25 protein-coding genes are annotated in these 25704 nt (G+C 70.4%); 12 read left to right on the top strand and 13 right to left on the bottom strand.

Translation table 11 applies throughout. The annotated features are described in order from the left end of the window. Positions 1-36: 36 nt before the first annotated feature. From CCN37_RS30930 to CCN37_RS30915, 4 genes are all read right to left on the bottom strand, one after another. The gene (locus CCN37_RS30930) at positions 37-429 is read right to left on the bottom strand and encodes a hypothetical protein (protein ID WP_143261882.1); all 393 of its coding nucleotides are present in this window, start codon (positions 427-429) and stop codon (positions 37-39) included. A 104-nt stretch (positions 430-533) separates the two neighbouring features. Continuing rightward, entirely contained in the window at positions 534-2321 is a 1788-nt protein-coding gene (locus tag CCN37_RS30925) for a thiamine pyrophosphate-requiring protein (protein ID WP_086827641.1), read from the bottom strand. A gap of 28 nt (positions 2322-2349) precedes the next feature. Next, complete coding sequence (locus CCN37_RS30920) at positions 2350-3255, bottom strand: DMT family transporter (RefSeq protein ID WP_210408291.1); 906 nt, start codon at positions 3253-3255, stop codon at positions 2350-2352. Positions 3256-3406: 151 nt separating this feature from the next. After that, positions 3407-4480: a winged helix DNA-binding domain-containing protein gene (locus CCN37_RS30915; protein ID WP_086827639.1), complete on the bottom strand. Its 1074-nt coding sequence runs from the start codon at positions 4478-4480 to the stop codon at positions 3407-3409. Positions 4481-4501: 21 nt separating this feature from the next. Here CCN37_RS30915 and CCN37_RS30910 point away from each other — a divergent pair, with 21 nt between their 5' ends. The 4 genes from CCN37_RS30910 (at position 4502) to CCN37_RS30895 (ending at position 8176) form a co-directional block, all read left to right on the top strand. Continuing rightward, positions 4502-5077, top strand: a complete 576-nt coding sequence (locus CCN37_RS30910; protein WP_086827637.1) for an ABATE domain-containing protein — start codon at positions 4502-4504, stop codon at positions 5075-5077. An 81-nt stretch (positions 5078-5158) separates the two neighbouring features. Next, a complete protein-coding gene (locus CCN37_RS30905; RefSeq protein ID WP_086827635.1) occupies positions 5159-6022 on the top strand; it encodes a phosphotransferase family protein in 864 nt (287 codons plus the stop codon). A gap of 125 nt (positions 6023-6147) precedes the next feature. Continuing rightward, a complete protein-coding gene (locus CCN37_RS30900; RefSeq protein WP_086827633.1) occupies positions 6148-7260 on the top strand; it encodes a S1 family peptidase in 1113 nt (370 codons plus the stop codon). 13 nt (positions 7261-7273) lie between these two features. Continuing rightward, the gene (locus CCN37_RS30895; protein WP_086827630.1) at positions 7274-8176 is read left to right on the top strand and encodes an SDR family oxidoreductase; all 903 of its coding nucleotides are present in this window, start codon (positions 7274-7276) and stop codon (positions 8174-8176) included. A gap of 7 nt (positions 8177-8183) precedes the next feature. Here the strand turns inward: CCN37_RS30895 and CCN37_RS30890 are convergent, their stop codons facing one another. After that, complete coding sequence (locus CCN37_RS30890; protein ID WP_086827628.1) at positions 8184-9512, bottom strand: EF-hand domain-containing protein; 1329 nt, start codon at positions 9510-9512, stop codon at positions 8184-8186. 176 nt (positions 9513-9688) lie between these two features. Here CCN37_RS30890 and CCN37_RS30885 point away from each other — a divergent pair, with 176 nt between their 5' ends. From CCN37_RS30885 to ligD (CCN37_RS30875), 3 genes are read left to right on the top strand one after another with little or no spacing between them, the layout of a single operon-like run. Beyond that, the gene (locus tag CCN37_RS30885; RefSeq protein ID WP_086827626.1) at positions 9689-10555 is read left to right on the top strand and encodes a Ku protein; all 867 of its coding nucleotides are present in this window, start codon (positions 9689-9691) and stop codon (positions 10553-10555) included. A gap of 3 nt (positions 10556-10558) precedes the next feature. Beyond that, the gene (gene ligD, locus CCN37_RS30880) at positions 10559-12010 is read left to right on the top strand and encodes a non-homologous end-joining DNA ligase (protein ID WP_086827624.1); all 1452 of its coding nucleotides are present in this window, start codon (positions 10559-10561) and stop codon (positions 12008-12010) included. Further along, on the top strand, positions 12007-12927 hold the full coding sequence (ligD, locus tag CCN37_RS30875; RefSeq protein ID WP_086827622.1) for a non-homologous end-joining DNA ligase: 921 nt from the start codon (positions 12007-12009) through the stop codon (positions 12925-12927). The genes ligD (CCN37_RS30880) and ligD (CCN37_RS30875) overlap by 4 nt, the downstream gene beginning before the upstream one ends. A gap of 6 nt (positions 12928-12933) precedes the next feature. Here the strand turns inward: ligD (CCN37_RS30875) and CCN37_RS30870 are convergent, their stop codons facing one another. The 3 genes from CCN37_RS30870 to CCN37_RS30860 all read right to left on the bottom strand — a co-directional run bounded on the left by CCN37_RS30870 (position 12934) and on the right by CCN37_RS30860 (position 15879). Beyond that, entirely contained in the window at positions 12934-13350 is a 417-nt protein-coding gene (locus CCN37_RS30870; RefSeq protein ID WP_086827620.1) for a thioesterase family protein, read from the bottom strand. Further along, on the bottom strand, positions 13347-15383 hold the full coding sequence (locus tag CCN37_RS30865; RefSeq protein WP_246843407.1) for a bifunctional diguanylate cyclase/phosphodiesterase: 2037 nt from the start codon (positions 15381-15383) through the stop codon (positions 13347-13349). Before CCN37_RS30865 ends, CCN37_RS30870 begins: the two co-directional genes overlap by 4 nt. 136 nt (positions 15384-15519) lie before the next feature. Beyond that, positions 15520-15879, bottom strand: a complete 360-nt coding sequence (locus tag CCN37_RS30860; RefSeq protein ID WP_086827618.1) for a hypothetical protein — start codon at positions 15877-15879, stop codon at positions 15520-15522. Positions 15880-15946: 67 nt separating this feature from the next. Between CCN37_RS30860 and CCN37_RS30855 the strand changes: the two genes are divergently transcribed. After that, the gene (locus tag CCN37_RS30855) at positions 15947-16729 is read left to right on the top strand and encodes a glycerophosphodiester phosphodiesterase family protein (RefSeq protein ID WP_086827616.1); all 783 of its coding nucleotides are present in this window, start codon (positions 15947-15949) and stop codon (positions 16727-16729) included. Between the two features lie 327 nt (positions 16730-17056). Here the strand turns inward: CCN37_RS30855 and CCN37_RS30850 are convergent, their stop codons facing one another. Continuing rightward, positions 17057-17668 carry a transglycosylase family protein gene (locus CCN37_RS30850; RefSeq protein WP_086827613.1) on the bottom strand — a complete coding sequence of 204 codons (612 nt, stop codon included), beginning with the start codon at positions 17666-17668 and terminating at the stop codon, positions 17057-17059. 177 nt (positions 17669-17845) lie between these two features. On the opposite strand from CCN37_RS30850, the gene CCN37_RS30845 reads away from it, so the two are divergent. The 3 genes from CCN37_RS30845 to CCN37_RS30835 all read left to right on the top strand — a co-directional run bounded on the left by CCN37_RS30845 (position 17846) and on the right by CCN37_RS30835 (position 20817). Continuing rightward, entirely contained in the window at positions 17846-19261 is a 1416-nt protein-coding gene (locus CCN37_RS30845) for an MFS transporter (RefSeq protein ID WP_086827610.1), read from the top strand. A gap of 243 nt (positions 19262-19504) precedes the next feature. Next, positions 19505-20023 (top strand): PadR family transcriptional regulator, encoded by a 519-nt coding sequence (locus tag CCN37_RS30840; RefSeq protein ID WP_086827608.1) that lies wholly within the window; start codon positions 19505-19507, stop codon positions 20021-20023. Then, complete coding sequence (locus CCN37_RS30835; RefSeq protein ID WP_086827606.1) at positions 20020-20817, top strand: alpha/beta fold hydrolase; 798 nt, start codon at positions 20020-20022, stop codon at positions 20815-20817. Before CCN37_RS30840 ends, CCN37_RS30835 begins: the two co-directional genes overlap by 4 nt. On the opposite strand, the gene CCN37_RS30830 is transcribed toward CCN37_RS30835, so the two are convergent. Genes CCN37_RS30830 through CCN37_RS30820 form a run of 3 tightly spaced genes read right to left on the bottom strand, consistent with a single transcriptional unit; the run spans position 20789 to position 24217 of the window. Then, on the bottom strand, positions 20789-21919 hold the full coding sequence (locus tag CCN37_RS30830) for a cytochrome P450 (RefSeq protein ID WP_210408290.1): 1131 nt from the start codon (positions 21917-21919) through the stop codon (positions 20789-20791). The genes CCN37_RS30835 and CCN37_RS30830 overlap by 29 nt on opposite strands. A 20-nt stretch (positions 21920-21939) precedes the next feature. Beyond that, positions 21940-22986, bottom strand: a complete 1047-nt coding sequence (locus tag CCN37_RS30825; protein ID WP_143261881.1) for an NlpC/P60 family protein — start codon at positions 22984-22986, stop codon at positions 21940-21942. A gap of 49 nt (positions 22987-23035) precedes the next feature. Further along, entirely contained in the window at positions 23036-24217 is a 1182-nt protein-coding gene (locus CCN37_RS30820) for an FAD-dependent monooxygenase (protein ID WP_086827599.1), read from the bottom strand. Between the two features lie 177 nt (positions 24218-24394). Here CCN37_RS30820 and CCN37_RS30815 point away from each other — a divergent pair, with 177 nt between their 5' ends. Beyond that, on the top strand, positions 24395-24997 hold the full coding sequence (locus CCN37_RS30815) for a TetR/AcrR family transcriptional regulator (protein ID WP_246843406.1): 603 nt from the start codon (positions 24395-24397) through the stop codon (positions 24995-24997). 11 nt (positions 24998-25008) lie between these two features. Here CCN37_RS30815 and CCN37_RS30810 read toward each other — a convergent pair whose 3' ends face one another. Further along, positions 25009-25590 carry a pentapeptide repeat-containing protein gene (locus CCN37_RS30810; protein ID WP_086827595.1) on the bottom strand — a complete coding sequence of 194 codons (582 nt, stop codon included), beginning with the start codon at positions 25588-25590 and terminating at the stop codon, positions 25009-25011. Positions 25591-25704 lie beyond the last annotated feature (114 nt).

The following is a 25704-nucleotide window of genomic DNA, read 5'->3' as shown; positions in this document are numbered from 1 at the left end:
CCGGCCATCCGCCGGGAGCCCCCTCGCGTCACGAGATCAGTTCGTGATCGTCACGCACGGCAGACCGTACTTGCCGCCGCTCTTGTAGCCCTCCGCGCACAACCGCGTCCCGGCCTTGAAGTGCCGCTGCGGGTACACCCAGCCGCGATAGGTGCGGAAGGCCTCCACGTACTGCGAGCCGGTGTTCGCGCTCCAGCCGCTGGTGGTCCACACCTTGGCGTAGGTGGTGCCCGCCCGGTTCTGCGTCCAGACGGAGACCTCGACCCGGCCCAGGTAGGTGCCGGTGTCGTAGGTCTTGACGCACGTCTGGTTGTTGCACCACTCGCCGTCGGCCTGCGCCGAAGGCGTCAGCACCAGAACCATTCCGCAGGCGACAACCGCGGCGGAGGCCGCAGCGCCCACCCGCTTCGCGAATCGCTTTCCGAACATGAGCAACATCTCCGGAGAATCGTTGGTGTCGGTACGGCGGAAGCTAGTCACGTTCACCCGAACGAACCTCGCGAAACGGCTCTCCGACAACCAACGGGTGAACGTCAGCGCCCGGGGAAGAGCTCCTTGAGCTTGGTCCGCACGCCCTGGCCGATCATGTGCCAGGCGTTGGGTTCCCCGCTCAGCACTGCCTTCGTCATCGCCGCGACCTGTTCGAACGTCGCGTGCGGCGGGATCGGCGGCACCTCCGGATCGCAGCGCACGTCGAGCACCACAGGCCCCGTCGCCGCCAGCGCGCGGTCCCAGGCCGGGCCGACGTCCTCGGGCTTGTCCACGGAGATCCCCTCCAGCCCGAACGAGCGCGCCAGCCCCGCGTAGTCGAGGTCGGGCAGCACCTGCGACTCCTCGAACTTCGGCGCGCCCCCCATCGCGCGCAGCTCCCACGTGACCTGGTTGAGGTCGTTGTTGTGGAACACGCAGACCACGCAGCGGCGGTCCTCCCACAGGTGCTCGTAGCGGGCGAGCGTGATCAGCTCCGCGAGCCCGTTCATCTGCATGGCGCCGTCGCCGACGAGAGCGATCACCGGGCGGTCGGGGTGGGCGAACTTCGCGCCGATCGCGTAGGGCACGGCGCAGCCCATCGTGGCCAGCGTCCCGGAGAGCGACCCGCGAACGTCTCCGCGCAGCCGCAGGTTCTTCGCGTACCAGTTGGTGGCCGAGCCGGAGTCGGCGGTGATCAGCGCGTTGTCCGGGACGCGCGCGGACAGCTCGTGCACGATCCGCATCGGGTTGACCGGATCGGCGTCGAGCATCGCCTGCGCTTCAACGCTCTTCCACCACTTGTCCACAGTGGACTCGATGGTCTCGCGCCACGAGCGGTCTTCCTTGTGCCGCAACAGGGGCAGCATCGCGGCGAGGGTTGCCTCGGCATCCCCGACGAGGTTGACCTCGGTGGGGTAGCGCATGCCGATCATGCGTCCGTCGACGTCGATCTGCACCGCGCGGGCCTTGCCGTACTCCGGCAGGAACTGGCTGTACGGGAAGTTCGAGCCGACGATGAGCAGCGTGTCGCAGTCGCGCATCATCTCGGAGCTCGGACGCGTACCGAGCAGACCGATGGAACCGGTCACGAACGGCAGCTCGTCGGAGAGGACGTCCTTGCCCAGCAAGGCTTTCGCGATGCCCGCGCCGGTGGCCGCCGCGACGTCGAGCACTTCCTGCCGAGCACCGCGCGCGCCCTGTCCGACGAGGATCGCCACCCGCTCCCCCGCGTTGAGCACTTCCGCCGCGCGCGCGATTTCGTCGGATGGTGGCACGGCCGTGCCGATGGTCAGGCCGGGTTTGCTGGACGGAACGTGCTTGAACTCGTGCTTCGGCGGCGCGTAGGGCTGCTCCTGCACGTCGTTGGGGATGATCAGCGCGGTGGGCGCGCGTTGCGAGAGCGCGGTGCGCATCGCCCGGTCCAGCGCGTTCGGCAGCTGCTCCGGCACGGTGACCTCGACGAGGTATTCGCTGGCCACGTCCTTGAGCACCGCTTGGAGGTCTACCTCCTGCTGGTAGCTGCCGCCGCGCGCGCTCTGCGCGGTCTGCCCGACGATCGCCACGACCGGCACGTGGTCGAGCTTGGCGTCGTAGAGGCCGTTGAGCAGGTGGATCGCGCCGGGGCCCGATGTGGCCAGGCAGACCCCGGCGCGTCCGCTGAACTTCGCGTAGCCGACCGCCTGGAACGCCGCCATCTCCTCGTGCCTCGCCTGGACGAAGCGCGGTTCGTTGTCGGCCTCGCCGAAGGCGGCGACGATGCCGTTGATGCCGTCGCCCGGGTAGCCGAAGACGTGCTCGACGCCCCAGTCGCGCAGGCGCTGGAGCAGGTAGTCAGCAACGGTAGGAGCCATGCACCTCGGCTACCCGGAAGTCAGCGACTCATCCCCGGCGCGCGGAGATGATCACCGCGGCGGACAGCAGGGCCGCGCCGAGCCACCCGAGCGGGCTCAGCCGTTCACCGAGGAACAGCATCGCCAACGCGGTCCCGGTCAACGGCTCCAGCAGAGCCATCACCGCGCCCGCGCTCGCACCGGCTCCGCGCAGTCCGCGGAAGTAGAGCGTGTACGCGACCGCGGTCGGCAGCAGCGCCAGGGCCGCGAGCAGCGCGAGCGAACTCGGGCTCACCGTGAACGCGACCCCGGTGAAGGGCAGCATCACCACGCCGCCGAGCAGGAAGGAGAACCCGCTGGTGGTGAGGTCGTCGAGCCCGTCGACCGGACGCGACCCGACGATGGTCATCGTGGCGAACGCCGAGGCCGCGAGGACCGCGAACGCCGCGCTGGCCAGCACTCCGCCTCCGGAAAGACCGCCTCCGGAGAAGCCCCCTGAGGGAACTCCGACGAGCAGGACGAGGCCGACCAGCGCGAGCGCGAGGACCAGCACGGCGCTCGCGTCGATCACCCGCCGCCCGGTCACGCGCTCGGCGATCAGCACGAACACCGGAGAGCAGCCGATGGTCACGAGCGTGGCGACGCTGACCGAGCTGAGCGAGACGGAGGTGAAGTAGCCGCTCTGGAAGACCAGGGCCAGCGCCGCGATCACACCGACGCGGGTCCACGCGGCGCGGCCCTGCGGCAGGCCCCGGCCGGTGGCCAGCAGGAAGGCCACGATGAGCGCTCCGCCGGTGAAGAGGCGGGCGGCGGCGACCGCGACCGGGGAGAGCCCGGCGGTGCGGCCGAGGAGGGTGCCGAGCAGTCCGCTGGTTCCCCAGAGGACTCCGGCGACGACGAGGCTGGACATCCCGTGGGCACGGGTGGACGGCTTGGAAAGCGTTGAGGTCTGCATGTGTTCTGGCGCTCCTGCGACAGTTGAGGCGGTTGGTCGCGGAAGCGGGGCACGCCGAACAGGCGCCGACCGATCAGGCCGCGCGCTGAGAGAAGGGGTCCCCGCTAGGAGGCCGGCGGCGGGGTGACGATGAAGATTCGGTGCACGACGGTCACACTAGAGATCTTCCGGGGAGAAGGCGAGCGACTTCGGCAACAAGAGTTTTCTTCGGCAAACGCTCGAACTGCTGCACGCTCACCGCACCGTCCTCCTCCTTCCACACGCCCGCGACGCGCCCGCCGTGCAGCACCACCGGCGAGATCCACCCGGCGGTCCGGCTGACCTTCGCCAGGTGCTCGGCCGGGATCAGGTCGCGGTTCGCGGCGATCACGTACTGGTCGAAGGCGGGCAGCAGCCGCACGAGCTTGTTCGGCGCGGTGGCCACGAGTTCGTCCACGTCCTCGGCCCGCGCCAGCATCGGCACGCCGTCGACGGTGACCTCCGCCAGCTCGTCGCGGACGCTCGCGAACCACGGCTTGAGCAGAGAAGCCTTGGCGCTGCGGGCGAACCACCGCTCGAAATCGGCCACAGTGGACGGTCCGTGGGCGCCGAGATACCGCTTGATCAGCTCCGGCCCGGCGTCCTCGGCGGGGACCTGGCGCCAGCCCGGGAGCCACGTGGAAGGGCTGGTGAACGTGACGCGGTTGCCCTCCGCCGGGCCGTGGCACAGCAGGCCCAGCCAGCTCGCGGGCTTGAGCGCGAACCCCCATCCCGAGCGCAGGACTTCGGCCAGGTGCGGCGATCCGGTGTGCTCCAGGACCGCCTCGGTCAGCTCCTCGCGGGTCAGTACGCGCCCCGGCAGCACCTCCGCGACGGCGTCGATGATCGCCGTGATCTCCGCGAGCGTGACCCCGTGCCCGCGCAGCACGCTCGGGCGTTCCCAGGTCCGCACGGCCGCCATCGCCGAGCCGTAGAGCGCTGCCTCCTCCGCCGCGTGCAGGTGCAGTGTCCCGCGCACCGACCACATCCTGACCAGCGTTTTCTCCTCGCGCAGCGCGCGGTCGATCTCGTGCTCGTCCGGCTCGGCCTGGCGGAAGGCAACGGCTTGCGCGGCGGCCGACGGCACCTGCGCCTGCACCCCGGCCAGCCGCCGCGCGATCTCCACCGCGCTGACGTCGCCGGGCTCGGTCAGGTGCTGCCGCCGCATCCGCCATGCCAGCACCTGGGCTCGCGTCACCGTCGTCATAACACCGGTTATAGTGGTGTCATGACGACCGGGTCAACCCCGCACGAGCTGCGCCTGCGCTGGCCGGGCGACGTCGAGTTCGGCTTCGACGCCGGGGCGGTGTGCCTCGAACTGCTCACCACCGGCGGCATCGGCCGTTATGTCGAACACGACTCGCTGACCAGTCCGGCCGCCCTCACCGCGTGGCTCGCCCGCTCGCGCCTCGACGTCACCGCGAAGTCCACTGTGGACGACCTGGTGGTGTTGTCCCGCCTGCGCACCGCGATCTGGGACATCGCGCAGGCGCAGTTGAACGATCGAGCGCTTCCGCGCGCGGCCGTCTCCGCGCTGAACGCCGTCGCGGCCTCGCCGTCGCTCGTTCCCACACTCTCCGGCGGTGCACGTGAGTGGTCGAGACCGGCTGCGGCACAGGCGCTTTCGTCGATCGCCAGGGACGCGGTGGAGTTGTTCGGCAGCTCCGCGCGCGAGCGTCTTCGGGAATGCTCGGCCGACGACTGCCAGCTGGTGTTCGTCGATCTCTCCCGCCCGGGACAACGCCGGTGGTGCTCCATGGACCGCTGCGGCAACCGCGCCAAGCAACGCGCCCGCCGCCGCTGACCAGCGTTCGGCGCGTGATGTTCGGTTCTCCGGAGGAGAATCTCCTGGCCGGAGGAGACCTCCTCATGTTGATGTTGGAGGGTGCACCTCACGACTGACCTAGAGGAACTCTTCACCCGCCGCGGATGGTCGCGGGACGACCTGGAGAAGCGGTCCGACCTGCCGATCCCGTCCTACTACCCGAGCTACAGCAACCTGCTGAAACTGTTCCCACACGGATGCGAAGATCGTCGGGAGACCGAGATCGCGGCCTTGACGGCTTTGGGCGGGCGTCCGCTCTTCGTCGCGGACTGCCCGGAGATCGAGGAAGCGGGCCCGCACCACCTCGTTCTGCGCTGCCCGCGCGGGCAGGAACTGGGCGAGTGCTGGTCGGAGATGATCGGCGAGGAGCGCGAGGACATCGCGCACCAGCTCGGCCTCACGCTCGCCGACCTGCATGACTCCCGGCACGGTGAACTCCCGGCGACGCCGTGGGCGGATTTCGTCGCGCAGCAGCGGGCCGGGCTCGTCCAGCGCCAGCGCTCGCTCGGCGCGCCACCGCAGTGGCTGAAGCTCCTCACGCCGTTCCTGGACGAGATGGACCAGCTCGCCTCGGACGAACTGGTGCTGCTGCACACCAGACTCACGTTCTCCACCGCGCTCGCGCGACACGGACCGGGCGGCTGGACGGTGACCGGCGTCCAGGACTTCGAGCACGCGATGCTCGGGCCCCGGGAGTTCGACATCGCGTGGACGCTGTTGTCTGTCGCCAAAGGCAAGCGCCCCCTCGTGCGGAGGATGCTCGACGGCTTGGGGGTGCAACGGCGTGACCTCGAACTGCAACGGCGTCTGCTCGGGATGGTGCTGGTGCATCCGGCATTCGACCTGACGAAGTGCTTGCGCAGACTCGGCGTCCCGCGCCTGTCGACGATGAACGCCCTCGCACGGCGGTGGTTCCCGTTGTGAGCGCGGGACATGAGAGATAATCCGTGTATTCAACAAGCTTCTCGGACGAGGTTCTTCGCGGGTCTCCGAAGTTAGGTTCGCCGGGGTGGCGCCCTGCACCGCCACCCCGAAGACGAGGGAGACCCATGTACCGCACCGTGACCGGCGTCGGAGCCGTGCTCCTGGCCGCCAGCGTGCTCACCGCACCGGCCGCGACCGCACAGGACAACTACTCGCCGGAGCTGCTGCACGCCGTTCAGCGCGACCTCGGGTTGGACGCCCAGCAGGCCCGCGCGCGGCTCCTCAGCGACGCGAAGGCCGTGGAGGTCGAGCAGCGCGCGATGAGCGCCGCTGGTGACTCCTTTGGTGGCACGTGGATTCAGGACGGCAAGCTCGTCGTGGGCGTGACCGACGCGGCCAAGGCCGACGCCGTGCGCGCGCAGGGCGCCGAGATCGCGGTGGTGCGCCACGCGCACAGCGAGCTCAAGGCCGCCAAGCAGCAGCTCGACGCCATCAAGGCGCCCGCGTCGGTCACCGGCTGGCGCGTCGACGAGCGCGGCAACTCCGTGGTGGTGGAGGTCAGCAAGGGCGCCAAGGACGCGGACGAGTTCTTAGCCGCAGCGCGTCGTCTCTCCCCCGCTGTCACGGTCGAGGAGACCGGCGAGGCGCCGCGGCTGATGTACGACGTGCGTGGCGGCGACGCGATCTACAACGGCGGCAGTCCGTGCTCGGTCGGCTTCTCGGTCAAGGGCGGTTTCGTCACGGCGGGCCACTGCGGCGACAAGGGCGACAGCATCAAGGGCTTCAACCAGGTCCCGATCGGCACCTACGAGGGTTCTTCCTTCCCCAGCAACGACTACGCGTGGGTGAAGACGAACGCCGACTGGACCACGAAGCCGTGGGTGAACCGGCAGAACGGCACCACCGTCACGGTGAAGGGCTCCGCTGAGGCGGCGGTCGGCGCGGCGATCTGCCGGTCCGGGCGCACCACGGGCTGGCACTGCGGGACGGTGCTGGCCAAGGACCAGACCGTCAACTACGGCGGCGGCGAGGGCCAGGTCACCGGCCTGACCAAGAGCGACGCGTGCGCGGAGGCGGGTGACTCGGGCGGGTCCTGGATCGCCGGTGAGGGCTTCACCCAGGCGCAGGGCGTGCTCTCCGGCGGCTCGGGCAACTGCCGTGGCGGCGCCGCGACGAGCTTCTTCCAGCCGTTGCAGGAGATCCTGACGGCGTACGGGCTCACCCTGCTCGTCGGCTAGTACGGTCTCCGGCATGACGACTCCTCTCGCGGGGCGAGTCGCCGTGGTCGCCGGAGGCACGCGTGGCGGTGGCCGCGGTATCGCCGTGCAGCTCGGCGCCGCCGGGGCCACCGTCTACGTCACCGGGCGCAGCAGCGAGCACGGTCGCTCGCCCATGGACCGCCCGGAAACGATCGAGGAGACCGCCCGCCTCGTCACGGAGGCGGGCGGCACGGGCATCCCGGTCCGCGTCGACCACAGCGACGCCGAGCAGGTCCGCGCACTGGCCGAGCGGGTTTCAGCAGAGCACGACGGCAAGCTGGACGTGCTGGTCAACGCGGTGTGGGGCGGCGACCCGATCGTCGACTGGGAGAACCCGCTCTGGGAGCAGGACCTCGACCGCGGGTTCGGGTTGCTGCGCCAAGCCGTCCACACGCACGTCATCACCAGCCGCCACCTGCTGCCGTTGCTCATCGCGCGCGGCAGCGGACTCGTCGTGGAGGTCACCGACGGCAACACCGCGCGCTACCGGGGCACCGTCTTCTACGACCTGGCGAAGTCCTCGGTGATCCGCCTGGCGTTCGCGATGTCGCACGAGCTGCGCCCGCACAACGTCGCCGCCGTGGCGATCACACCGGGATTCCTGCGCTCCGAAGCCATGTTGGACCACTTCGGGGTCACCGAGCGGAACTGGCGCGACGGCATCGCCGACGACCCGCACTTCGCCCGCTCGGAGACCCCGACCTACCTCGGCAGGGCCGTTGCCGCGCTCGCCGCCGACCCGCACGTGATGGTCCACAGTGGACGCGCGCTGTCCACGGCCGGGCTGCACAAGGTCTACGGCTTCACCGACGCCGACGGGAGCCAGCCCGACTTCGAGGCGTACTGGGCCCAAGCCCTCGAAGCCGAGCACGGCCCGCTCGGCGACCCGCTCTGAGCAGGGTTCACCTCGTCCCGAGCAGGTGCCGGTCGACCAGGGAGTCCTTGCGCCCCAGGAAGAACTCGCCGAGACCGACGGCGAGCTCGGCGACCGTGAGCCGCCCGTCCGCGTCGCCGTCGAGCTGGCGGAAGCTCGCCACCACGTCCGGCTCGGGTGCTCCGCCGAGCAGGTGCGCGTACTCGGCCAGCTCCACGTAGCCGTCGTCGTCCTTGTCGACCCCGGCGGCCACCGCGTCCATCGCCGCACGCAACGCGCTGCCCTCGAAGACCGCCGCCGAGTACTCCTCGCGGCTGACCGTGCCGTCCTTGTCGCCGTCGGCCATGTCGCGCAGTTCCTGCCACCACGCGTGGAAGGAGTCGTAGAGCGCGGTCTCGTCCTTCTCGTCGAGGTCCAGGCGCGCGGAGATCACGCGCGCCGACGCGGCGAGGTCGACCCAGCTCAGCACCCCGTCGTCGTTCTGGTCGAGAATCCTGGCGAAGATCTCCGAGCCGCCGAGGCCCGGCTGCTGCGGGCTCAGCCGGACCTGGTGCTCCACCGCCATCGCCGAAGCCGCCACCGGCATGTAGCGCAGGCTCATCGGCAGCACCCGGTCCAGCAGCCCCGCGCCCCGGCAGACCACAGTGGACAGTGCGGCGCCGAGCGGGCTCGGCCGCATTCCCAGTCGTTCCTGGAGTTCCGGTGACAGCAAGGAGGCAGTGAGGTCCGCGTAGGCCCTCGCCCCCGCCGTGCTGAGCAGGCGCCACAGCGGCTGCGGCAGGAACTCCAGCGCGCGCGGAGCCGGGAAGCCCCGGTCGAGCGCCTCGATCAGGTCCTTCAGCCCCTGTGTCCGCTCCAGCTTCTCCGTGGTCATCTGCTCGAAGTAGCGCCAGAAATCGGCCACCGTCGCGGGCATCTCGTCCGGGCCGAGCCCGAGCAGCGCGCCACAGGCCACCCACTCGTCGTAGAGCTGGGCCTCGTCCTCGGGCGAGAGCGGGTCACCGCCGGAGCGGCACATCACGACGACGCCTTCGAACATCGTCAGGTAGACCCACGCCTTGGCCTCCAGGTCGAGCGCGCTGTAGCCCTCGCCCTTGATGTGGCTGTGCAGCCGCTCCAGCCGGGCGGCCTCCTTCTCGCGGCCCCGGTTGTCGGAGTAGAGCATGCGCAGCAGGCTCAGCAGGGTCTGCTCGGCCCGCCGCCACGGGCGGGTGCGGTAGGTGGAGAACTCGGCGACACCGGCGCCGACCACCGGGTGCGCGGTCTCCAGGACGAGCATGCGGCCGAGCACGGTCGCCAGGCGCCACAGTCCGGCGTACTTCCAGGCGAGTGAGCCCGGTCCAGGCAAGGAAGTCATGGTTCCAGCACACCGGCCGGTGATCACGACTCGGGCGCGCGTGCGGCCTGATCACCCGAAAGGCTCGCCGCACACCGGCAAGTGCCAGGCCCCGGGCGGTGCGGGGATGGGCACGACTCGGCCACGAATGCTCCGGCCGAGATGCGAAACCGCAGCTGGGCAGGTACGCATGGGCCATGCGGGCGATGTGGAGCGGCGCAATCTCCTTTGGTCTGGTGACCATTGGCGTTCGCCTGTTCTCGGCCACCGAGGAGCACGACTTCCGCTTCCACCAGGTGCACCGCGAGGACGGTGGGCGCATCCGCTACAAGCGCGTCTGCCAGGTCTGCTCCGAAGAGGTGCCCTACGCCGACATCGCCAAGGGCTACGAGCTGGAGGACGGCCGGATGGTCGTCCTGGACCGCGAGGACTTCGAGAAGCTGCCGATCTCCACCGACCGGGCCATCGAGGTCGTCGAGTTCGTGCCGACGGAGGAGATCGATCCGATCTACTTCCAGAAGAGCTACTACCTGGAGCCGGACAAGGCGGCCGTGCGGCCGTACGTGCTGCTCAGGACGGCTTTGGAGCGGGCGGACCGGCTCGCGGTCGTCAAGATCACCATGCGGCAGCGGCAGTCCCTGGCCATGGTGCGCGCCCGCGACGACGTGCTGGTGCTGCACACGATGATGTGGCCGGATGAGATCCGCGCGCCCGAGTTCGGCTTCCTCGACGGCGATGTCGAGGTGCGGCCGCAGGAGCTGCGCATGGCCGAGTCGCTGATCGAGAGCATGGCGGGCACCTTCGAGCCCGGCGAGTTCACCGACGACTACCGCGACGCGATGGCGAAGCTGGTCGACGCGAAGGCCGACGGCGCGGAGATCCCCGAGCAGCCGGAGGCCGAGGACACCGGCGAGGTGATCGACCTGATGGCCGCGCTGGAGCGCAGCGTCGCGCAGGCCAAGGCCAACCGGTCCGACACCGCGGCCCCCGCCAAGAAGAAGACGGCCGCGAAATCGGCGAAGAAGGCGCCCGCGAAGAAGAGCGGCAAGAGCAAGAGCGCCTGACCCATGGCGGACCTCCGGGACTACCACCGCAAACGCGACGCGGCGAAGACCCCGGAGCCCATGCCGGAGACGGTCGCCAGCGGCGGAAACAACGATCTCTTCGTCATCCAGGAGCACCACGCGCGGCGGCTGCACTGGGACGTCCGGCTGGAGCGCGACGGCGTGCTCGCGTCGTGGGCGGTGCCGAAGGGACTGCCGGTGGAGCAGGGCGACATCCGCCTCGCGGTGCACACCGAGGATCACCCGATGGAGTACCTCACGTTCTCTGGAGAAATCCCGAGGGGTGAGTACGGCGGCGGGAAGATGACCATCTGGGACACCGGCCGCTACGACACGCTGAAGTGGTCCGAGCACGAGGTCGAGGTGGTCTTCCACGGGGCTCGCGCGCAGGGCCGCTACGTGTTCTTCCGCTCCGACCGGCGCGACCGCGACGGCAAGAACTGGATGGTCCGCCTCGGCAAGCAGGCCGCGGGCAAGGCTCCACCCCGGGTTCCGCCGCCGGAGAAGCTGTCCCCGATGCTCGCCACGCGCGGCCTGCTTCCCGGGCCCGAGCAGGACGAACAGTTCTCCTACGAGTTCAAGTGGGACGGCGTGCGGGCGATCGCGCGGATCACCGGCGGGCGGTTGCAGCTGCTCGCGCGCAGCGGCGCCGACATCACCGCCACCTACCCGGAGCTGCGGGAACTCGGACCGCGCTTCCCGGGAACCGCGCTGCTGGACGGCGAGGTCGTGGTGTTCGAGGACGGGCGCCCCAGCTTCGGCGCGCTGCAGAAGCGGATCAACATCTCCGGCGCCGCCCAGATCGCGCGCCTGGCCGAGCGCCAGCCGGTCACCTACCTGATCTTCGATCTGCTCCACCTCGACGGCCGCTCCTGCCTCGAACTGGAGTACGACCAGCGCAGGCGGCTGCTGGAGTCCCTGGAGCTGCGCGGCGCGCACTGGCTCACCCCGCCCGCCTACACCGGGGCGGGCGCTGCGGTGCTGCACGCCGCGCGCGAGCAGCGGCTGGAGGGCGTGGTCGCCAAGCGCAGGTCCTCGCGCTACCGGCCGGGGCAGCGCACCACGGAGTGGATCAAGATCACTGATCTTGAAACGCGAGAGGTCGTCATCGGCGGCTGGCAGCCCGGCGAGGGCAAACGCGCGGGGCTGATCGGATCGCTGCTGGTCGGGCTGCCGCAGGCAGACGGCGCGCTGCGCTACGTCGGCAAGGTCGGCACCGGGTTCAGCGACGCGGTGCTGCGGGCCCTGACCGAAAGGTTGCGCGGCATGTCGCGGCGCACGAGCCCGTTCTCCCCCGAGGTGCCGCGCGAGTTCGCCCGCCGGGCCGAGTGGGTGGAGCCGGACCTGGTCGGCGAGGTCGTGTTCCAGAGCTGGACCTCCGACGGGCGGCTGCGCCTGCCGAGGTGGCGCGGCCTGCGGCCGGACAGGTCCCCGGAGGAGGCGGGTGAGCCATGAGCGAGGCGACGCCGGTGCGGGTGGACGGCAGGACGCTGAAGCTGACCAACCTGGACAAGGTGCTCTACCCCGGGCACGGCTTCACCAAGGGCGAGGTGATCGACTACTACGCCCGGATCGCGCCCGTGCTGCTGCCGCACCTGGCCAACCGTGCGCTGACGCTCAAGCGCTATCCCAACGGCGTCGACGGCACGTCGTTCTTCGAGAAGAACGTCTCGCGGCACGCACCGGACTGGGTGCGCACGGTCCGCCTGGAAACTCCGGGAAGCAGTCGGGGCGCCGAGCACGCCGACTACGCGGTCGTCGAGGACACCGCGACCCTGGTGTGGGCGGCCAATCTCGCCGCGCTGGAGCTGCACATTCCACAGTGGACAGTCGGTCCGCGTGGCGCGCGGCACGATCCCGACCTGCTCGTGTTCGACCTCGATCCCGGCGCTCCGGCGACCGTCGTGGAGTGCTGCCGCGTCGCCGAACTGCTGCGCGAAGCCCTCGCCGAGGACGGCCTCACCGCCTACGCGAAGACCAGCGGCTCCAAGGGACTCCAGCTCTACGTGCCGATCAGCCCGGTGGACGCCGAGCGGCCCCGCGAGTACGCGCACGAGCTGGCCGAGCGGTTGGCTGGCGAGCACCCCCGGCAGATCGTGTCCAAGATGGTGCGCGCGCTGCGCGGCGGCAAGGTGCTCATCGACTGGAGCCAGAACAACACCGCGAAGACCACCATCGCGCCGTACTCGCTGCGCGCCCGCGAGAACCCCACCGTGTCCACGCCCGTGACCTGGGCGGAGGTCCAGGGCTGCGCGAGCCCGCAGGACCTCGTGTTCACCGCGCCCGAGGTGCTGGACCGCGTCGCCGAGCACGGGGACCTGCTCGCCGACCTCCGCTCCGAGGACCGCGCGTCGCTGCCGCGCCGGAGCTAGCCGCTGCTAGAGGCCGAGGACGGAGGGGTTCTCGACGATCTCGGCGAACTTCTCGGCGGGGTTGGCGACGAGTTTGCGCAGCGCGAGGTCCATGAGGCCGCTGATCACGCGCATCTCGGCCGCGAGCACGCCGTCCGCGCGGACGATCTGCTGGTCGATCCGGAAGGTCTTGCCCGCACCCCAGGTGAACTCGCAGGTCACGTCGACCTCGTCCCCGGCGCCGAGTTCGGCCAGGTACCGGATGTTGATCTCCAGCATGACCGGGCCGACGCCGCTGGCCAGCAGCTTCTCCTGGGGAGCGCCCGCCTCGCGCAGGATCTCCCAGCGCGCGTGCTCGCCGTAGTCCTGGTAGATCGCGCCGTGCAGGTGCCCCTGGGTGTCCAGTTCGTAGCCGCGAACGGCGATGCGCGTGCTGAAGGTCATCGACCTGCCCTGCGACTCGGCAGCCCGTGGGCGGCGTCGGTGGGTATCTGGTGCTCGCGTCGGTGGCGCAGCATGTCCTTGAGCGGTGTGGGCTGGCCGAGGTGGAAGCCCTGGCCGACCCGGACGCCGAGCCTGGCCAGCGCGTCGACCTGCGACGGCCGCTCGACCCACTCCGCGACCGTGGAAAGGCCGAGGCCGCGCGCGATCTCCAGGATGCCGCTGACCAGCACGGCGTCGCTGGTGCCCCGGTCGATCCCGCGCACGAACTCGCCGTCGATCTTCAGTCCGGTGATCGGCAGGTGCTTGAGGTGCACGAACGAGCCGAAGCCCGCGCCGAAGTCGTCCAGGGTGATCCGGCAGCCGGTGGCGCGCAGCTGTTCGGCCAGGTCGCGCACGGCGTCGAGGTTGGTCATCGCGGCGGTCTCGGTGATCTCCAGGCCGAGCCTGCCCGGCGTCACCCCGGCGGCGACCAGCCGGTCCAGCACGAACTTGGCGAAGTCGGCGTCCTCCAGCGTGCGGCCCGAGACGTTGACGTTGAACCGCAGGTCGGAGTCGGGGTGCTTGACCAGCGTGTCCAGCGCCTTGTCCAGCACCCAGCGGTCGATGTCGAGCACCAGCCCGGAGCGCTCGGCCTCGGGCAGGAACTCCGCCGGGCCGGGCGCGGGGCCGTCGCCGTCCTCCAGGCGCAGCAGCAGCTCGTAGCCGAGGATGCGCCCGGTGCGCAGGTGCACCATCGGCATGGCGTGCAGCGCGAACCCGTCGTTGTCCAGTGCGAAGCGCAGGCGGTCCAGCACGGACACGCGCTTGACGGTGTCGGCGTAGTGACCGGGCTCGTAGACGGTGACCCTGTTGCGACCAGCGGCTTTCGAGGCGTAGAGGGCGAGATCGGCGTTGGCCAGCACGTCCTCCCACCCGGCTCCGTCGCCGAAGGGCGCGACGCCGGTGCTGGCGGTCATCCTGGTCGCGGCGGCTCCGGTGACCACCGGCAGCGCGGAGATGCCCGCAGCCAGCTTCTCCGCGAGCGCGGCGGCCTGGGCGGTGTCCACGTCGGGCAGCACCACGGCGAACTCGTCACCGCCGAGGCGGCCGAGCAGCTGGCCGGGGCCGAGCTGGCCGGTGAGCTTGGCGGCCAGCGTCCGCATCACGCGGTCGCCGACGGCGTGCCCGCGCAGGTCGTTGACGTCCTTGAAGTTGTCCAGGTCCAGCAACAGCAGCGCGCCCGAGCTGCCCGCCGCGAGCTGCCGTTCCAGCTCCCTGGTGAGCGCGCGCCGGTTCGGCAGCCCCGTCAGCGGGTCCTCTTCGGACAGTCGCAGCAGCTCGCTGTGCAGGCGGTGCGACTGGGTCACGTCGTGGGCGGTGCCGAGCATCCGCACGGGGCGGGCCGCGTCGTCCTTGACGACCTCGCCGAAGCACTCGAACACCAGCTCGGAGCCGCAGTCGGCGCGGCTGATCCGGTGCGTGTAGGTGAACTGCCCGCCCGTGCGCAGCGCGCGCTCGACGACGCGCTGGAACTCCGGGCGGTCGTCCTCGTGGATCAGCGAGAGGTAGGCGGCGTAGTCCAGCTCGGTGCCGGGCGGGTGGCCGACGAGGTCCAGCAGCGCGTCGGACCAGACCACGCGGTCGTCGGGCAGGTACCACTCCCAGTTGCCCATGCGGCCGAGCATCTGCGCGCGGTGCAGCGCCTGCGCCTGCTGGGTGGCTTCGAGCTCGCGCGAGCGCCACGCCGTCACGTCGATCGCGCGGTAGAGCAAGTTCTCGGAGTCATCGAGCTGCGTGCAGCTGACCTCCAGCCAGCGGTGACCCTGCGGGCGGGCCGAGGGCGCGAGCAGCGCGACCATCCCGGCCTTCGGGCAGTCGGGGACTCCCGGCATCAGCGCGTGCAGCGAGCGCCCTTCGGCGCCGTCCTCGGGGATGCCGAGCAGCGTCGCCAGGGCAGCGTTCACCCACAGCAACCGACCAGCACCGTCGGTCACCGCAAATCCGACGTCCGTGTGCCGCAGCACCGCGAACTGCGCCGCACCGTCGTCCGACACCTAACGCCTCCTCGCCGCTGAGCGCCATGGTCGCCGCCCGGTGCACCCGTGGGCAAGGGCCCAACGTTGCCAGTTCTTGATACAGGTACCAGGCGTCCCCGCTGGTCTCCAAAGCACCAAGAACCCTCCGGTGGCTCTAGCGCAGCCGCTCCAAGCCCTTGGCCTCCTGGACCAGACCGGCGGCCATCCTGCGCAGCTCGCCGCTGTCCGCGCCGTCCTCAGCGGCGGTCACCACGTCCTCTGCCGCGCAGCGCAGCTGGAACAACCGGTCCTGCAGATCGGCCAGCTCGGCGGCGGAGAGCACGACCGCGTCCTCCGGCAGGCCCCCGCGCTGCATGGCCGCGCGCCGTTCGTAGGCGCGCTGGCGGCAGGAGTGCCCGCAGTACCGGCGGGGTCTGCCGCGCCCCTCGCCGTCCGCCAACCGCTGACCGCACCACCCGCAGTGCCGCGCCTCCGGACGCCTGCCCCAGCCGGTGCCCTCGCTACCCGCCCGCACGGGAGGTGACGCTATCCGGATACCGGGCCGACACCCCCGCGCCACGCCGCCCAGGCACACTCGAAGGGTGGCACGCACCCATCCCTACCTCGACGGCCCCTATCCGAGGGCTTTCGCGCACCGCGGCTGGCACGTCGACGACCTCGCCGGCATGGAGAACTCGATGAGCGCTTTCCGCCGCGCATCGGCCGAGGGCTTCCAGTACATCGAGACCGATGTCCACGCGACCAGCGACGGCGTCGTGGTCGTGCACCACGACGCGCTGCTGGACCGCACCACCGACCGCACCGGCCTGATCTCCACCCAGCGCTGGGCCGAGGTCGGCAAGGCCAAGATCGCCGGTCGCGAGCAGGTCAGCCGCTTGGAGGACGTCCTCGAAGAGCTGCCGGACACCTTCTTCAACATCGACGTCAAGTCCGACACCGCCGTGGACCCCGTGCTCCGCGTTGTCCACCGCCTCGGCGCGTGGCACCGCGTCTGCCTGGCCTCCTTCGCCGACAAGCGGCTCAACCGGATGCGGCTCCGCGGCGGTGCTCGCCTGCTCACCGCACTCGGCAGCCGATCCGCAGGCGCGCTCTGGGCCGCCGCGCGCCTACCCGTGCTGCCCGTGCGCTCCGCCGTGCGCGGCCAGCTCGCTCAGCTGCCCGTGCGGCGCGGTCGCGTGACCGTGATCGAGAACAGACTGATCAGGATCGCGCACAGGTTGGGGCTGGAGGTGCACGCCTGGACCGTCGACACCGCCGCCGAGATGGCCGCGCTGCTCGACATGGGCGTGGACGGCCTCGTCACCGACCGCCCCGACACCCTCCGAGACCTCTTCCGCCGCCGCAACACCTGGGCCCCCGCTTAACGCCTGAATGACTCGTTCGCCAACGTGAACGCACTGAATGACTCGTTCATGTGGCTCAACGTGCTGAATGAGTCATTCAGGTACTTGGGCGCCCGAGGGTTGGGGTGTCTTCAAGTACGCCCAACCCCCCTCTCGATCATCGTCAACCACCCCAAACCCTCCTCGAGGCGCGCGGCCAACGCGCTGAATGACTCATTGAGGTACTTGAGCGTCCTGAATGAGTCATTCAGGGAGTACGGCGGACCGAACGCGGCGTTGATCTTGCGGCACGTGGTGTGGAGGCCGGTGGTGGTGAGGCGGGCGCACGAGGTGGTCGGGGCTGGAGAACTACCTCGGGCGCTTGCCGTTCCAGGCGGCGTCCCAGGTCTTCGGCCCGAGCAGGCCGGAGTCCTTGATGCCGTTGGCCCGCTGCAACGCGAGCACGGCGTCCTTGGTCTCGGCGAAGTAGCAGCCGGTGCCCTGGAACTTGTAGCCGAAGGCGTTCATCCGCAGCTGCCACGCGCGCAGCGCCGGATCGCAGTCGCCGTAGTCGTAGACCTTGCCCGGCCACGGCGGGAAACCCGGGTGGTTGCCGATGTAGGCGGACTCGGCGTAGCTCGGCTGGCGCTTGGTCCTGGCGTCGCGGTCATCGCGCAGGCCGAGCTTGCCCGCGCACTCCCACGGCTGCCACCCGCGCATGCGGTAGAGGTAGAGCGCGCGGAAGTCCTGCTCGGCCCTGGAGGCCTGGTGCGGGAGCCCGGCGCCGCCGACGCTGCGCCAGGTGGGCAGGTCGAACTGGTAGGCGCCGTAGTAGCCGTTGCCGGTGTTGGTCTCGTAGCGGTCGGTGGACTCGCACATCCGCAGCCGCTGCCAGTCGCCCACGCTCGGATCGGCCGACGCGGCGCCGGACCACAGGACGATCAGCAGCCCGACCAGCGCTAACAGGCGCACCAAGAACATAAACGGGGACCGTAAGGGCGCCGGGCCGAACCCACCACCGGAGTGCCGCGATCGAGGGGTGGGGAACGGGGAGGTAGCGATTGGTGGTCGAGTCGACCCGCGTCGTCACCGGCGTCCGGTCGGCCCAGTACAGTCCGCGTGCCGGGTGTTCTGGATCACTCCCGGCGGGAGGGATTCATGAGCACGGAGCACGACGCCGCCACGGTCGCCGACCCCGACCCGGTCGCGCGCAAGCGCGAGCAACGGGGCTGGATCTGGTACGACTGGGCCAACTCGGTCTTCCCGACCTCGGTGTCGACCGTGTTCCTGTCGATCTACCTCACCACGATCGCGCAGACCGCCGCCCAGGCCGACACCGCGCTCAACGGGCCCACCCCGTGCCCCAACGACGACACGCTCCGCAATTGCGACATCGTGGCGTTCGGGCTCCAGATCCCGGCGGGCTCGCTGTGGGGCTACCTGCTCTCGGTCGCCACGGTCGTGCAGGTGCTGGTGCTGCCGATCAGCGGCGCGATCGCCGACCGCGCGCAGAACAAGCGCAGGATGCTGGCCGGGTTCGCCTTCGCGGGCTCGGCGGCCACGATGGCGCTGGCGCTGGTCTCCGGTTCCAACTGGGAGCTGGGCGCGATCCTGTTCGTGCTGGGCAACATCTGCTACGGCGCCTCGATCGTCGTCTATTACGCGTTCCTGCCCGAGATCGCCGATCCGGACGAGCGCGACGCGGTGTCCTCGCGCGGCTGGGCCTTCGGCTACCTCGGTGGCGGGCTCGCGCTCGCGTTGCAGCTGGTGCTGTTCCTGCTGCACGAGCAGGTCGGCATCGAGCAGGGCACCGCCGTGCAGCTGTGCTTCCTGATCACCGGCATCTGGTGGGCGGGCTTCACCCTGGTCCCACTGAGCAGGCTCAAGCGGCACCGCGCGCCCGCCAAGCGCGATCCGGGCACCAACGTGATCATCGACGGCTTCCGCGAGCTGCGCTCCACGGTCACCGCCGCGCGCGCGTTCCCGCTGACGCTGGCCTTCCTCGGCGCGTACCTGATCTACACCGACGGCATCTCCACCGTGGCCAACGTGGCGGGCCAGTACGGTCGGCTGGAGTTGAAGCTGGACCAGGACGTGCTGATCGCGACGATCCTGCTGACCCAGTTCGTCGCGTTCATCGGCGGTGTCGTGCACGGCATGGCGGCCAGGGTGATCGGCGCGAAGCGGACGATCATCATCAGCCTGGCGCTGTGGATCGTGGTGCTGGCGGCGGCGTTCTTCGTCGAGGCCGGGGAGATGTTCCAGTTCTTCGGCGTGGCGGTCGGCATCGGCTTCGTGCTGGGTGGGACGAACGCGCTCTCGCGGTCGCTGTTCAGCCAGATGGTGCCGCCGGGCCGGGAGGCGCAGTACTTCTCCCTCTACGAGATCGGCGAGCGCTCCACGTCCTGGCTCGGCCCGATGCTCTACGCGGGCATCGGCCAGGCGACGGGTTCGTTCCGCTACGCCATCCTGTCGCTGATGATCTTCTTCGTGCTGGGCATCATCCTGATCTCGATGGTGAACGTGCGGAAGGCGATCGAGCGCTCCGGGAACACGGTGCCCACCCTCGTGTGAGGCGCGTTACCTGCGGGAACAAGCGCGAACCCGGCTCACGTTGTCGTAGTGTGTCCGGGTTGAGCGCTCTCAGCGCACCGCGCCGGGCTCCTCCCGCAGCCCACCCCGAGCGCGCGGCGCGCGCCGCTCCCCGGACCGCCGTCGGCCAGCCATCGCGACCCCCAGCGCGAGGCGGGCCGACGGCCCTTTTTCGCCCGCGTACAGTAGTTGACAAGTCGACTAGGCGATTTGTCTACTAGGGGCATGGTTCTCGCGCGCATCATCCTGGGGTTGCTGGCCATCGCGCCCATGACCGGCTACGACCTGAAACGGCACTTCGACTCGACCGCGGGGCACTTCTGGACGGCGGACAAGGCGCAGATCTACCGCACCCTCGCCAAGCTCGTCGCGGACGGGCACGCGGAGGTCGAGACCGTGGCGGGGTCGGGGGCGCCGGATCGCCAGGAACACCGCATCACCGCTGCCGGGGAGGCCGCGCTGGCGGAGTGGCTGGCGAGCGAACCAGAGCGCCAGACCGAGCGCGACCCGTTCCTGGCGCGGGTGTTCTTCGGCGCCGGGCTCGACGAGGACGGGCTCCGGTCGCTGTTCGCGGGGCGTCGCGAAGCGGTGCACGAGCGCTTGGCGCGCTACGAGCAGCTGCGCGCGGAGAACTCCGCGACCGATCGTGGCGCCCGGCTGCGCCTGGTGACGCTGGACAACGGGATCGCGCACCTGCGCACCGAGCTGGCTTGGCTCGACGCGGCCGAGGAGGAGCTGACATGAGCGGATTCCCCGAGGTGCACGCCCCCACCACCACGTCCGGAGCCGCGCGTCCGCTGGTGCTGCTGCACGGTGGCAACGTCGCGAACTGGATGTGGGAGCCGCAGCTGCCCGCGCTGACCGACCGGCTGGTGATCACGCCGGACCTGCCGGGCTTCGGGGCGCGGGTCGGCGAGGACTGGCCCGGCTTGGACGCGGCGGCCGATGACGTTGTGGCGCGTGTGACCGAGCTCGGTGTTGACGGTCCCTTCGATCTCGTCGGGCTGTCGTTGGGCGCGATGACGGCGCTGCGCGTGCTGGCCAGGCATCCTGGGCGAGTTCGGTCGGCGCTGGTCACCGGAGCGTTGCTGGAGCGGCTTGGCGTCGGGACGCGCTCGACCGTTCGGCTGCAATTGGCGTTCTGGCGGGCGCCGTGGTTCTGGCGTGGGCTGGCGACCGCGATGGGGCTACCGGAGGAGGCGCGCGAGCGCTACGTCACCCACGGTCTGTCGGTGCGGCGTGAGACCGCGGCCGCGATGTTCGCCGACGTCAACGCGGGCGGCGTACCCGCTGACCTGAGCGAGTTCTCGGGTGCTCTGCTGGCGATCGCGGGCGAGAAGGAGAGCGCGACGGCACGCCGTTCCTTGGCGACGCTCGCCCGGGTCGCGCCGCGCGCGGAGCTGAGGCTCGCGCCCGGCATGCACCACATCTGGAACGTCGAGGACGTCGATCTGTTCAACGAAGTCATGCTCACGTGGCTCAACAACGGGACAGCGGACGCGCGCCTGATCACTCCAGGAGCACTGGCAGCGCGCTGAGCGAGCGGGATCGGAACGACGTCCGCCAGGACAGTTCCTCCACCGGCACGGCAAGCGTCAGCGAGGGAAAACGGCGCAGCAGCGCGCTGATCGCGACTTCGACCTCCATGCGCGCGAGTGCGGCGCCCACGCAGTGGTGAACGCCGTGGCCGAACGTCACGTGCGCGTTGTCGGTGCGGCGGACGTCGAAGTGGTCCGGATCGGGGAAGCGCGCGGGATCGCGGTTGGCGGCCGCGAGGCTCAACATCACGGTCTCCCCCGCTTCCCAGTGCTCGCTGTCGGACAGGGCGAAACGGCGGATCGCCAAGGGGCTGACGGGGTCGTGGCGCAGGATCTCCTCGACCGCGCCGCGCAGGAGCCCTGGTTCGGCGCGCAGATCGGTCAGCTGCCGAGGATGGCTCAGCAGCAGGAAGATCCCCGTGCCGATGGTGTTCTGGACGTTCTCCACGCCCGCGCCGAGCAACAGGAAAGCCAGCGACACCAGCTCGTCGCGGCTGAGCTCGGAGGTGGTCAGCTCCGACAGCAGATCCTCGCCGGGACTGCGCGTGCGCGCCGCGACGAGGTCGGCGAGAAACGTCGTGATCTCCGCGATCGTGGCGGGCAGCTGGCGCGGGTGCTCCGGGACGAGCATGCGGCCGATCAGCGCGGAGAAGGCGTCCTGGTCGCTCGCGGAGACGCCGAGCAGCGCGCCGAGCGCGACCGACGGGATCGGTGTGGCGTACTCGGCGATCAGGTCGGACGGCGAGATGAGCTTGTCCGCCAAGGATTCCGCGTGCTCGGCCACGCGCGGGCGCAGCTCTTGGACCCGCCGCACGGTGAACGCCTTGGTCACGAGGCGGCGGATGCGCGTGTGCTGCGGCGGGTCCATGTTGAGCAGGTTGGCGTCCAGGGCGGGCGGCAGGGAGAACCCCGCGTAGCCGCCGCGCGAACGCTTCTTGTCCAACGACAGCTCGGGGTCGGCCAGCCCGGCGCGCACCAGCTCGTAGGGGCAGACCAGGCGGGCGGCCGAGCCGTCCGGGAGCGCGATCCGGTGGCTCGGCGCGGCCTCACGCAACCTGGCGTTGTGCGCGTGCGGGTCGGCGAGGTACTCGGCGTTGAACACGGCGTGATCTTCGCAGCCGGTCAGGAGCCGATGCGGCGGACTCCGACCAGGTTGCTCTGCACGTTGCTGTACTTCAGCGGTTCTCCGGCCTGCGAGGCGTGGAACTGGGTGTTGCCGCCGACGTAGATCGCGACGTGGCTGACGCCCTCGCCGGGGTGGGCGAAGAACAGCAGGTCACCGGGTTTCCAGGCGCCGCGGTTGCCGGTCGGGATCGGCGTGCCGACGCGGGCCTGCTGGGCGCTGGAGCGGGGCAGGGAGACGCCGACCTTGCCGAAGGCCCAGATCACCAGGCCGGAGCAGTCGAAGCGCTCGGGCCCGGACTTGCCCCAGCCGTACATCTTGCCGCGCTGGGTGATCGCGTGGCGCAGCGCGGCGGCGCCGATACCACCCTCGGGCAGGTCGGAGAGGTCGATGTCCAGTCCGGCGTCGGAGAGCTTGTCCCGCTCGGCGCGGCTGAGCCGGGCGAGGTGCTGCTCTGCCTTCTCCTGCTTGGCGTTGGCTTCCTTCGTGCGCGCGTCCAGGCTCTGCTTGATCCCGTTGGCCGCCGCGGCCGCCTTGGCCGCGCTCGCCTTGGCCTCGTCGGCCTTCTTCGCCGCGGCCCCGGCCTGCGCGATGGTGGCGTTGAGCCGGTCCATCGCGGCCTTGTTCTCGGCGGTGATCAGGTCGGTCATGGACAGCTGGTCGAGCAGTTCGCGCGGGGACTTGCTCAGCAGCAGCGCGCTGATGTGGTTCATCCGCGAGCCCTGGAAGGCGGAGCTGGCCATCTGGTCGACGTGCACGCGCAGTTCGCCCTCCTGCCGCCGTGCCGTCTCCCCCGCGGTGGTGGCCCTGGTCAGCTCGTCGTTGGCCTTGGCGAGATCGCCCTCCTTGGCCTTGAGGTCGTCGTTGGCCTTGTGCAGCGCCTCGGTGAGCCGCTCGGCCTCCTCGTTGAGCGCCTTGAGCTGTTTGAGCGCTTCCGAGGCGGTGCTCGGGTCGGGAGCGGCGCCCGCGGTGCTCAGCGGGATCACGCTCACCGCTGCCACGACCACTCCGGCCGCCACCACGCGCTTCACTCGATTGGGGGGCATGGTGGCGGACACTAGCGGCCAGCGGGGGCCGGACTCAAAGAGAAAGTTCTTATGCCGCAAGCGGATAGTCGGCGAGTTCGACCCGGTCGCCGGTGTCCTTGCCCGCCTTGAGCATCAGCTTCATCAGCGTTGACCTGCTCAGCAGCCGGTTGCGCGCGGCGAGGCCGAAACCCGTTCTGGGGGCCAGGAACTTGCCGGTTCGACTGCCGCCCTTCTGGCAACCTTCCGCGAAGCGCCGAAGTCTCCGCTCGTAGCGCGCGAACGCGGCGCGGTGGTCACCGTCCGATGCGGACAGTTCTCCGGCGAGCACGTAGGCGCCAACGACCGCGGCGCCAGTGCCCATCCCGCCCAGCGTCGCCCCGGCGGCGGCGTCGCCGACGAGCGCGATCCGCCCCTTGGACCAGCTCGGCACGTCGGATCGGCTGATCGAATCGAAGTACAGCTCCCCCGCCCGCGCCAAGGAGTCCAGCAGCGCCGGCACCCGCCAGCCCATGCCCGCGAGGGCCTCGGCGATCAACTGCTTCTGCCGGTCGAGGTCGCGGCGGTGGTACTCCAGTTCGGGCGAGGCGAAGACGACCATCGCGCCCGCCTTCGAGCTGTCCCGGTGGTCGACGCCGAAGCTCGCCATGCGGCCGGGCGCGTTGTGCGCGAAGGAGCCGGAGGTGACGCCGAAGTCGTTGGGCAGCTCCCAGCACGCGACGTGGTAGCCGAGGAAGCTGACGAACTCCGGCTCCGGCCCGAAGGCCAGCCCGCGCACACCGGAGTGGATGCCGTCCGCGCCGACCACCAGGTCGAACTCGCGGTCGGTGCCGCTGCCGAAGCGCACCTGCACGCGGTCCCGGGTCTCGGTCATCGCGCTGATCGAGTCGCCGAAGACGTACTCCGCGTGGTCGCGGCTGTGCTCGATGAGGATGCGCGAGAGGTCTTCGCGCAGGACTTCGACCTCGCCGCCGGCGAACTCGCCGGGCAGGTGCAGCAGCACCCTGTCGCGCTCGTCGACGAAGGTGATCGGGCTGCCACCCGTCTGCACCGCGCGGAGCTCGTCGAGAACTCCCATGCGCCGCAACACGGTCAGGTGCGCCGGTCCTCGGAAGTCCACCGCGTTGCCGCCGCCGCGCGGCTTCGGCGCGATCTCCACGACGGTCACCTCGAAGCCCGCACGGCCCAGCCAGTGCGCGAGCGTGGGTCCGGCGACACTCGCCCCGCTGATGAGCACGGATCGGTTGGTCATCGATCTCTCCCCCGATTTAATTGCGTCCGGCGGACGCAGTTTCTGCCGCGTAGAGTAGCCCCGGCCATGGGAAGAGACCAAGAACCGCTGGTAGAGCTGCTGTGGAAGGGTCTGTTGGGCCCCCGTCAAACGCAGCCTCGTCGCGGCCCCCGCCCGACGCTGACCCTGGACCAGCTGGTGCGCGCAGCGACGGCCGTCGCCGACACCGAGGGACTGGGCGCGGTGTCGATGCAGCGCGTCGCCGACGAGCTGACCTCCACCAAGATGGCGCTCTACCGCTACGTGCCGGGCAAGGCCGAGCTGGTGGCGTTGATGATCGACCGCGCGCTCGGTGAGCCGCCCGTGCTGGCTCCGGGTGGTTGGCGGGAGCGGCTGCGCGAGTGGGCGATGCGGATGTTCACCGGTTTCCGGGCGCACCGCTGGCTGGTCGAGGCCACGGTGGGGCCCCGGGTGCTCGGACCGTGCGAGATCGGCTGGCTGGAGTCGGCGCTGCTCGCGCTGGAGGACACCGGGCTCGACGGCGGTGAGCGGATGGACGCGGTCGCGCTGGTCGCGGGCCACGTTCGGCTGATGGCGCAGCAGGGCACCACCGAGCGCCCCGAACGTGATGCGGCTGCGCTCATGGCCGGAGTGCTGCGCGAGCACGGTGAGCGTTTCCCGGCCGTGTGCTCAGCGATGGCTTCGGCTGCGGAGGGTGGCGCTCAGGACCAGGGCCTGGAGTTCGGCATCGAGCGCATCCTCGACGGCCTCGCCCTGCTCATCCACCGGCGCACCGAGTAGCCGCTCCACCCTCAGCTGAAGCGGAGGCCCAGTCCCGCGGCGAGGACCATGGCTTGGTCGGGGTCGATGAGGGCGCCTTTCAACGACACCGTCAAGGGGTCCACTGAGGACAGGTCGCTGCCTCGGAGGTCGCATCGCTCCAGGTTGGCCTTGTCCAGCACCGCGCAGGAGAGGTCGACGCGGTGCAGGGTCGCGCCCTGGCAGCGCGCGCCGGTGAGGTCGGCTTCGCGCATGCGCACTCCGGTGAAGGAGGCTTTGCGCAGGTCGGCGCCGTGCAGCGCGACGAAGGACCAGTCCCCGCCGACGACCTTGGTCAGGCCGAAGGCGCAGCGGTCGAAGCGGCTGCCGACGAACTTGCAGTCGGTGAAGGTGGCGTCGAAGAGATCGCACCTGGTGAACACGCAGTTGAGGAACGCGGAGCCGGAGTGCTGCGAGACGTTGAACAGCGAGTCGCGGAAGGTGCACTCCGTGAACGTGGCTCCGGTGCCGACCGCCTCGGTGAGGTCGATGTCGACGAACGCCACGCGCTCGAAGCTCAGCCCGGTCAGGTCGTCGTGGTCCCAGTCCGCCCCGGTGACCGTCCGCGTGATCATGCCCAGAACCTACGCCCCGCCCCACCCGATCGTGGGGTGCAGCCGTTACAAGCTCCCGTTTCGTACCGGAAGCGGGAAAAAGAGCGCTCCCAATTCCCGTTACCGGTACGAAAC

Source organism: Allokutzneria sp. NRRL B-24872 (assembly GCF_002155965.1).
Taxonomy (GTDB): Bacteria; Actinomycetota; Actinomycetes; order Mycobacteriales; family Pseudonocardiaceae; genus Allokutzneria.
Note: the sequence above shows the minus strand (reverse complement) of the source record. Positions and strands in the feature narration are given on the sequence as shown.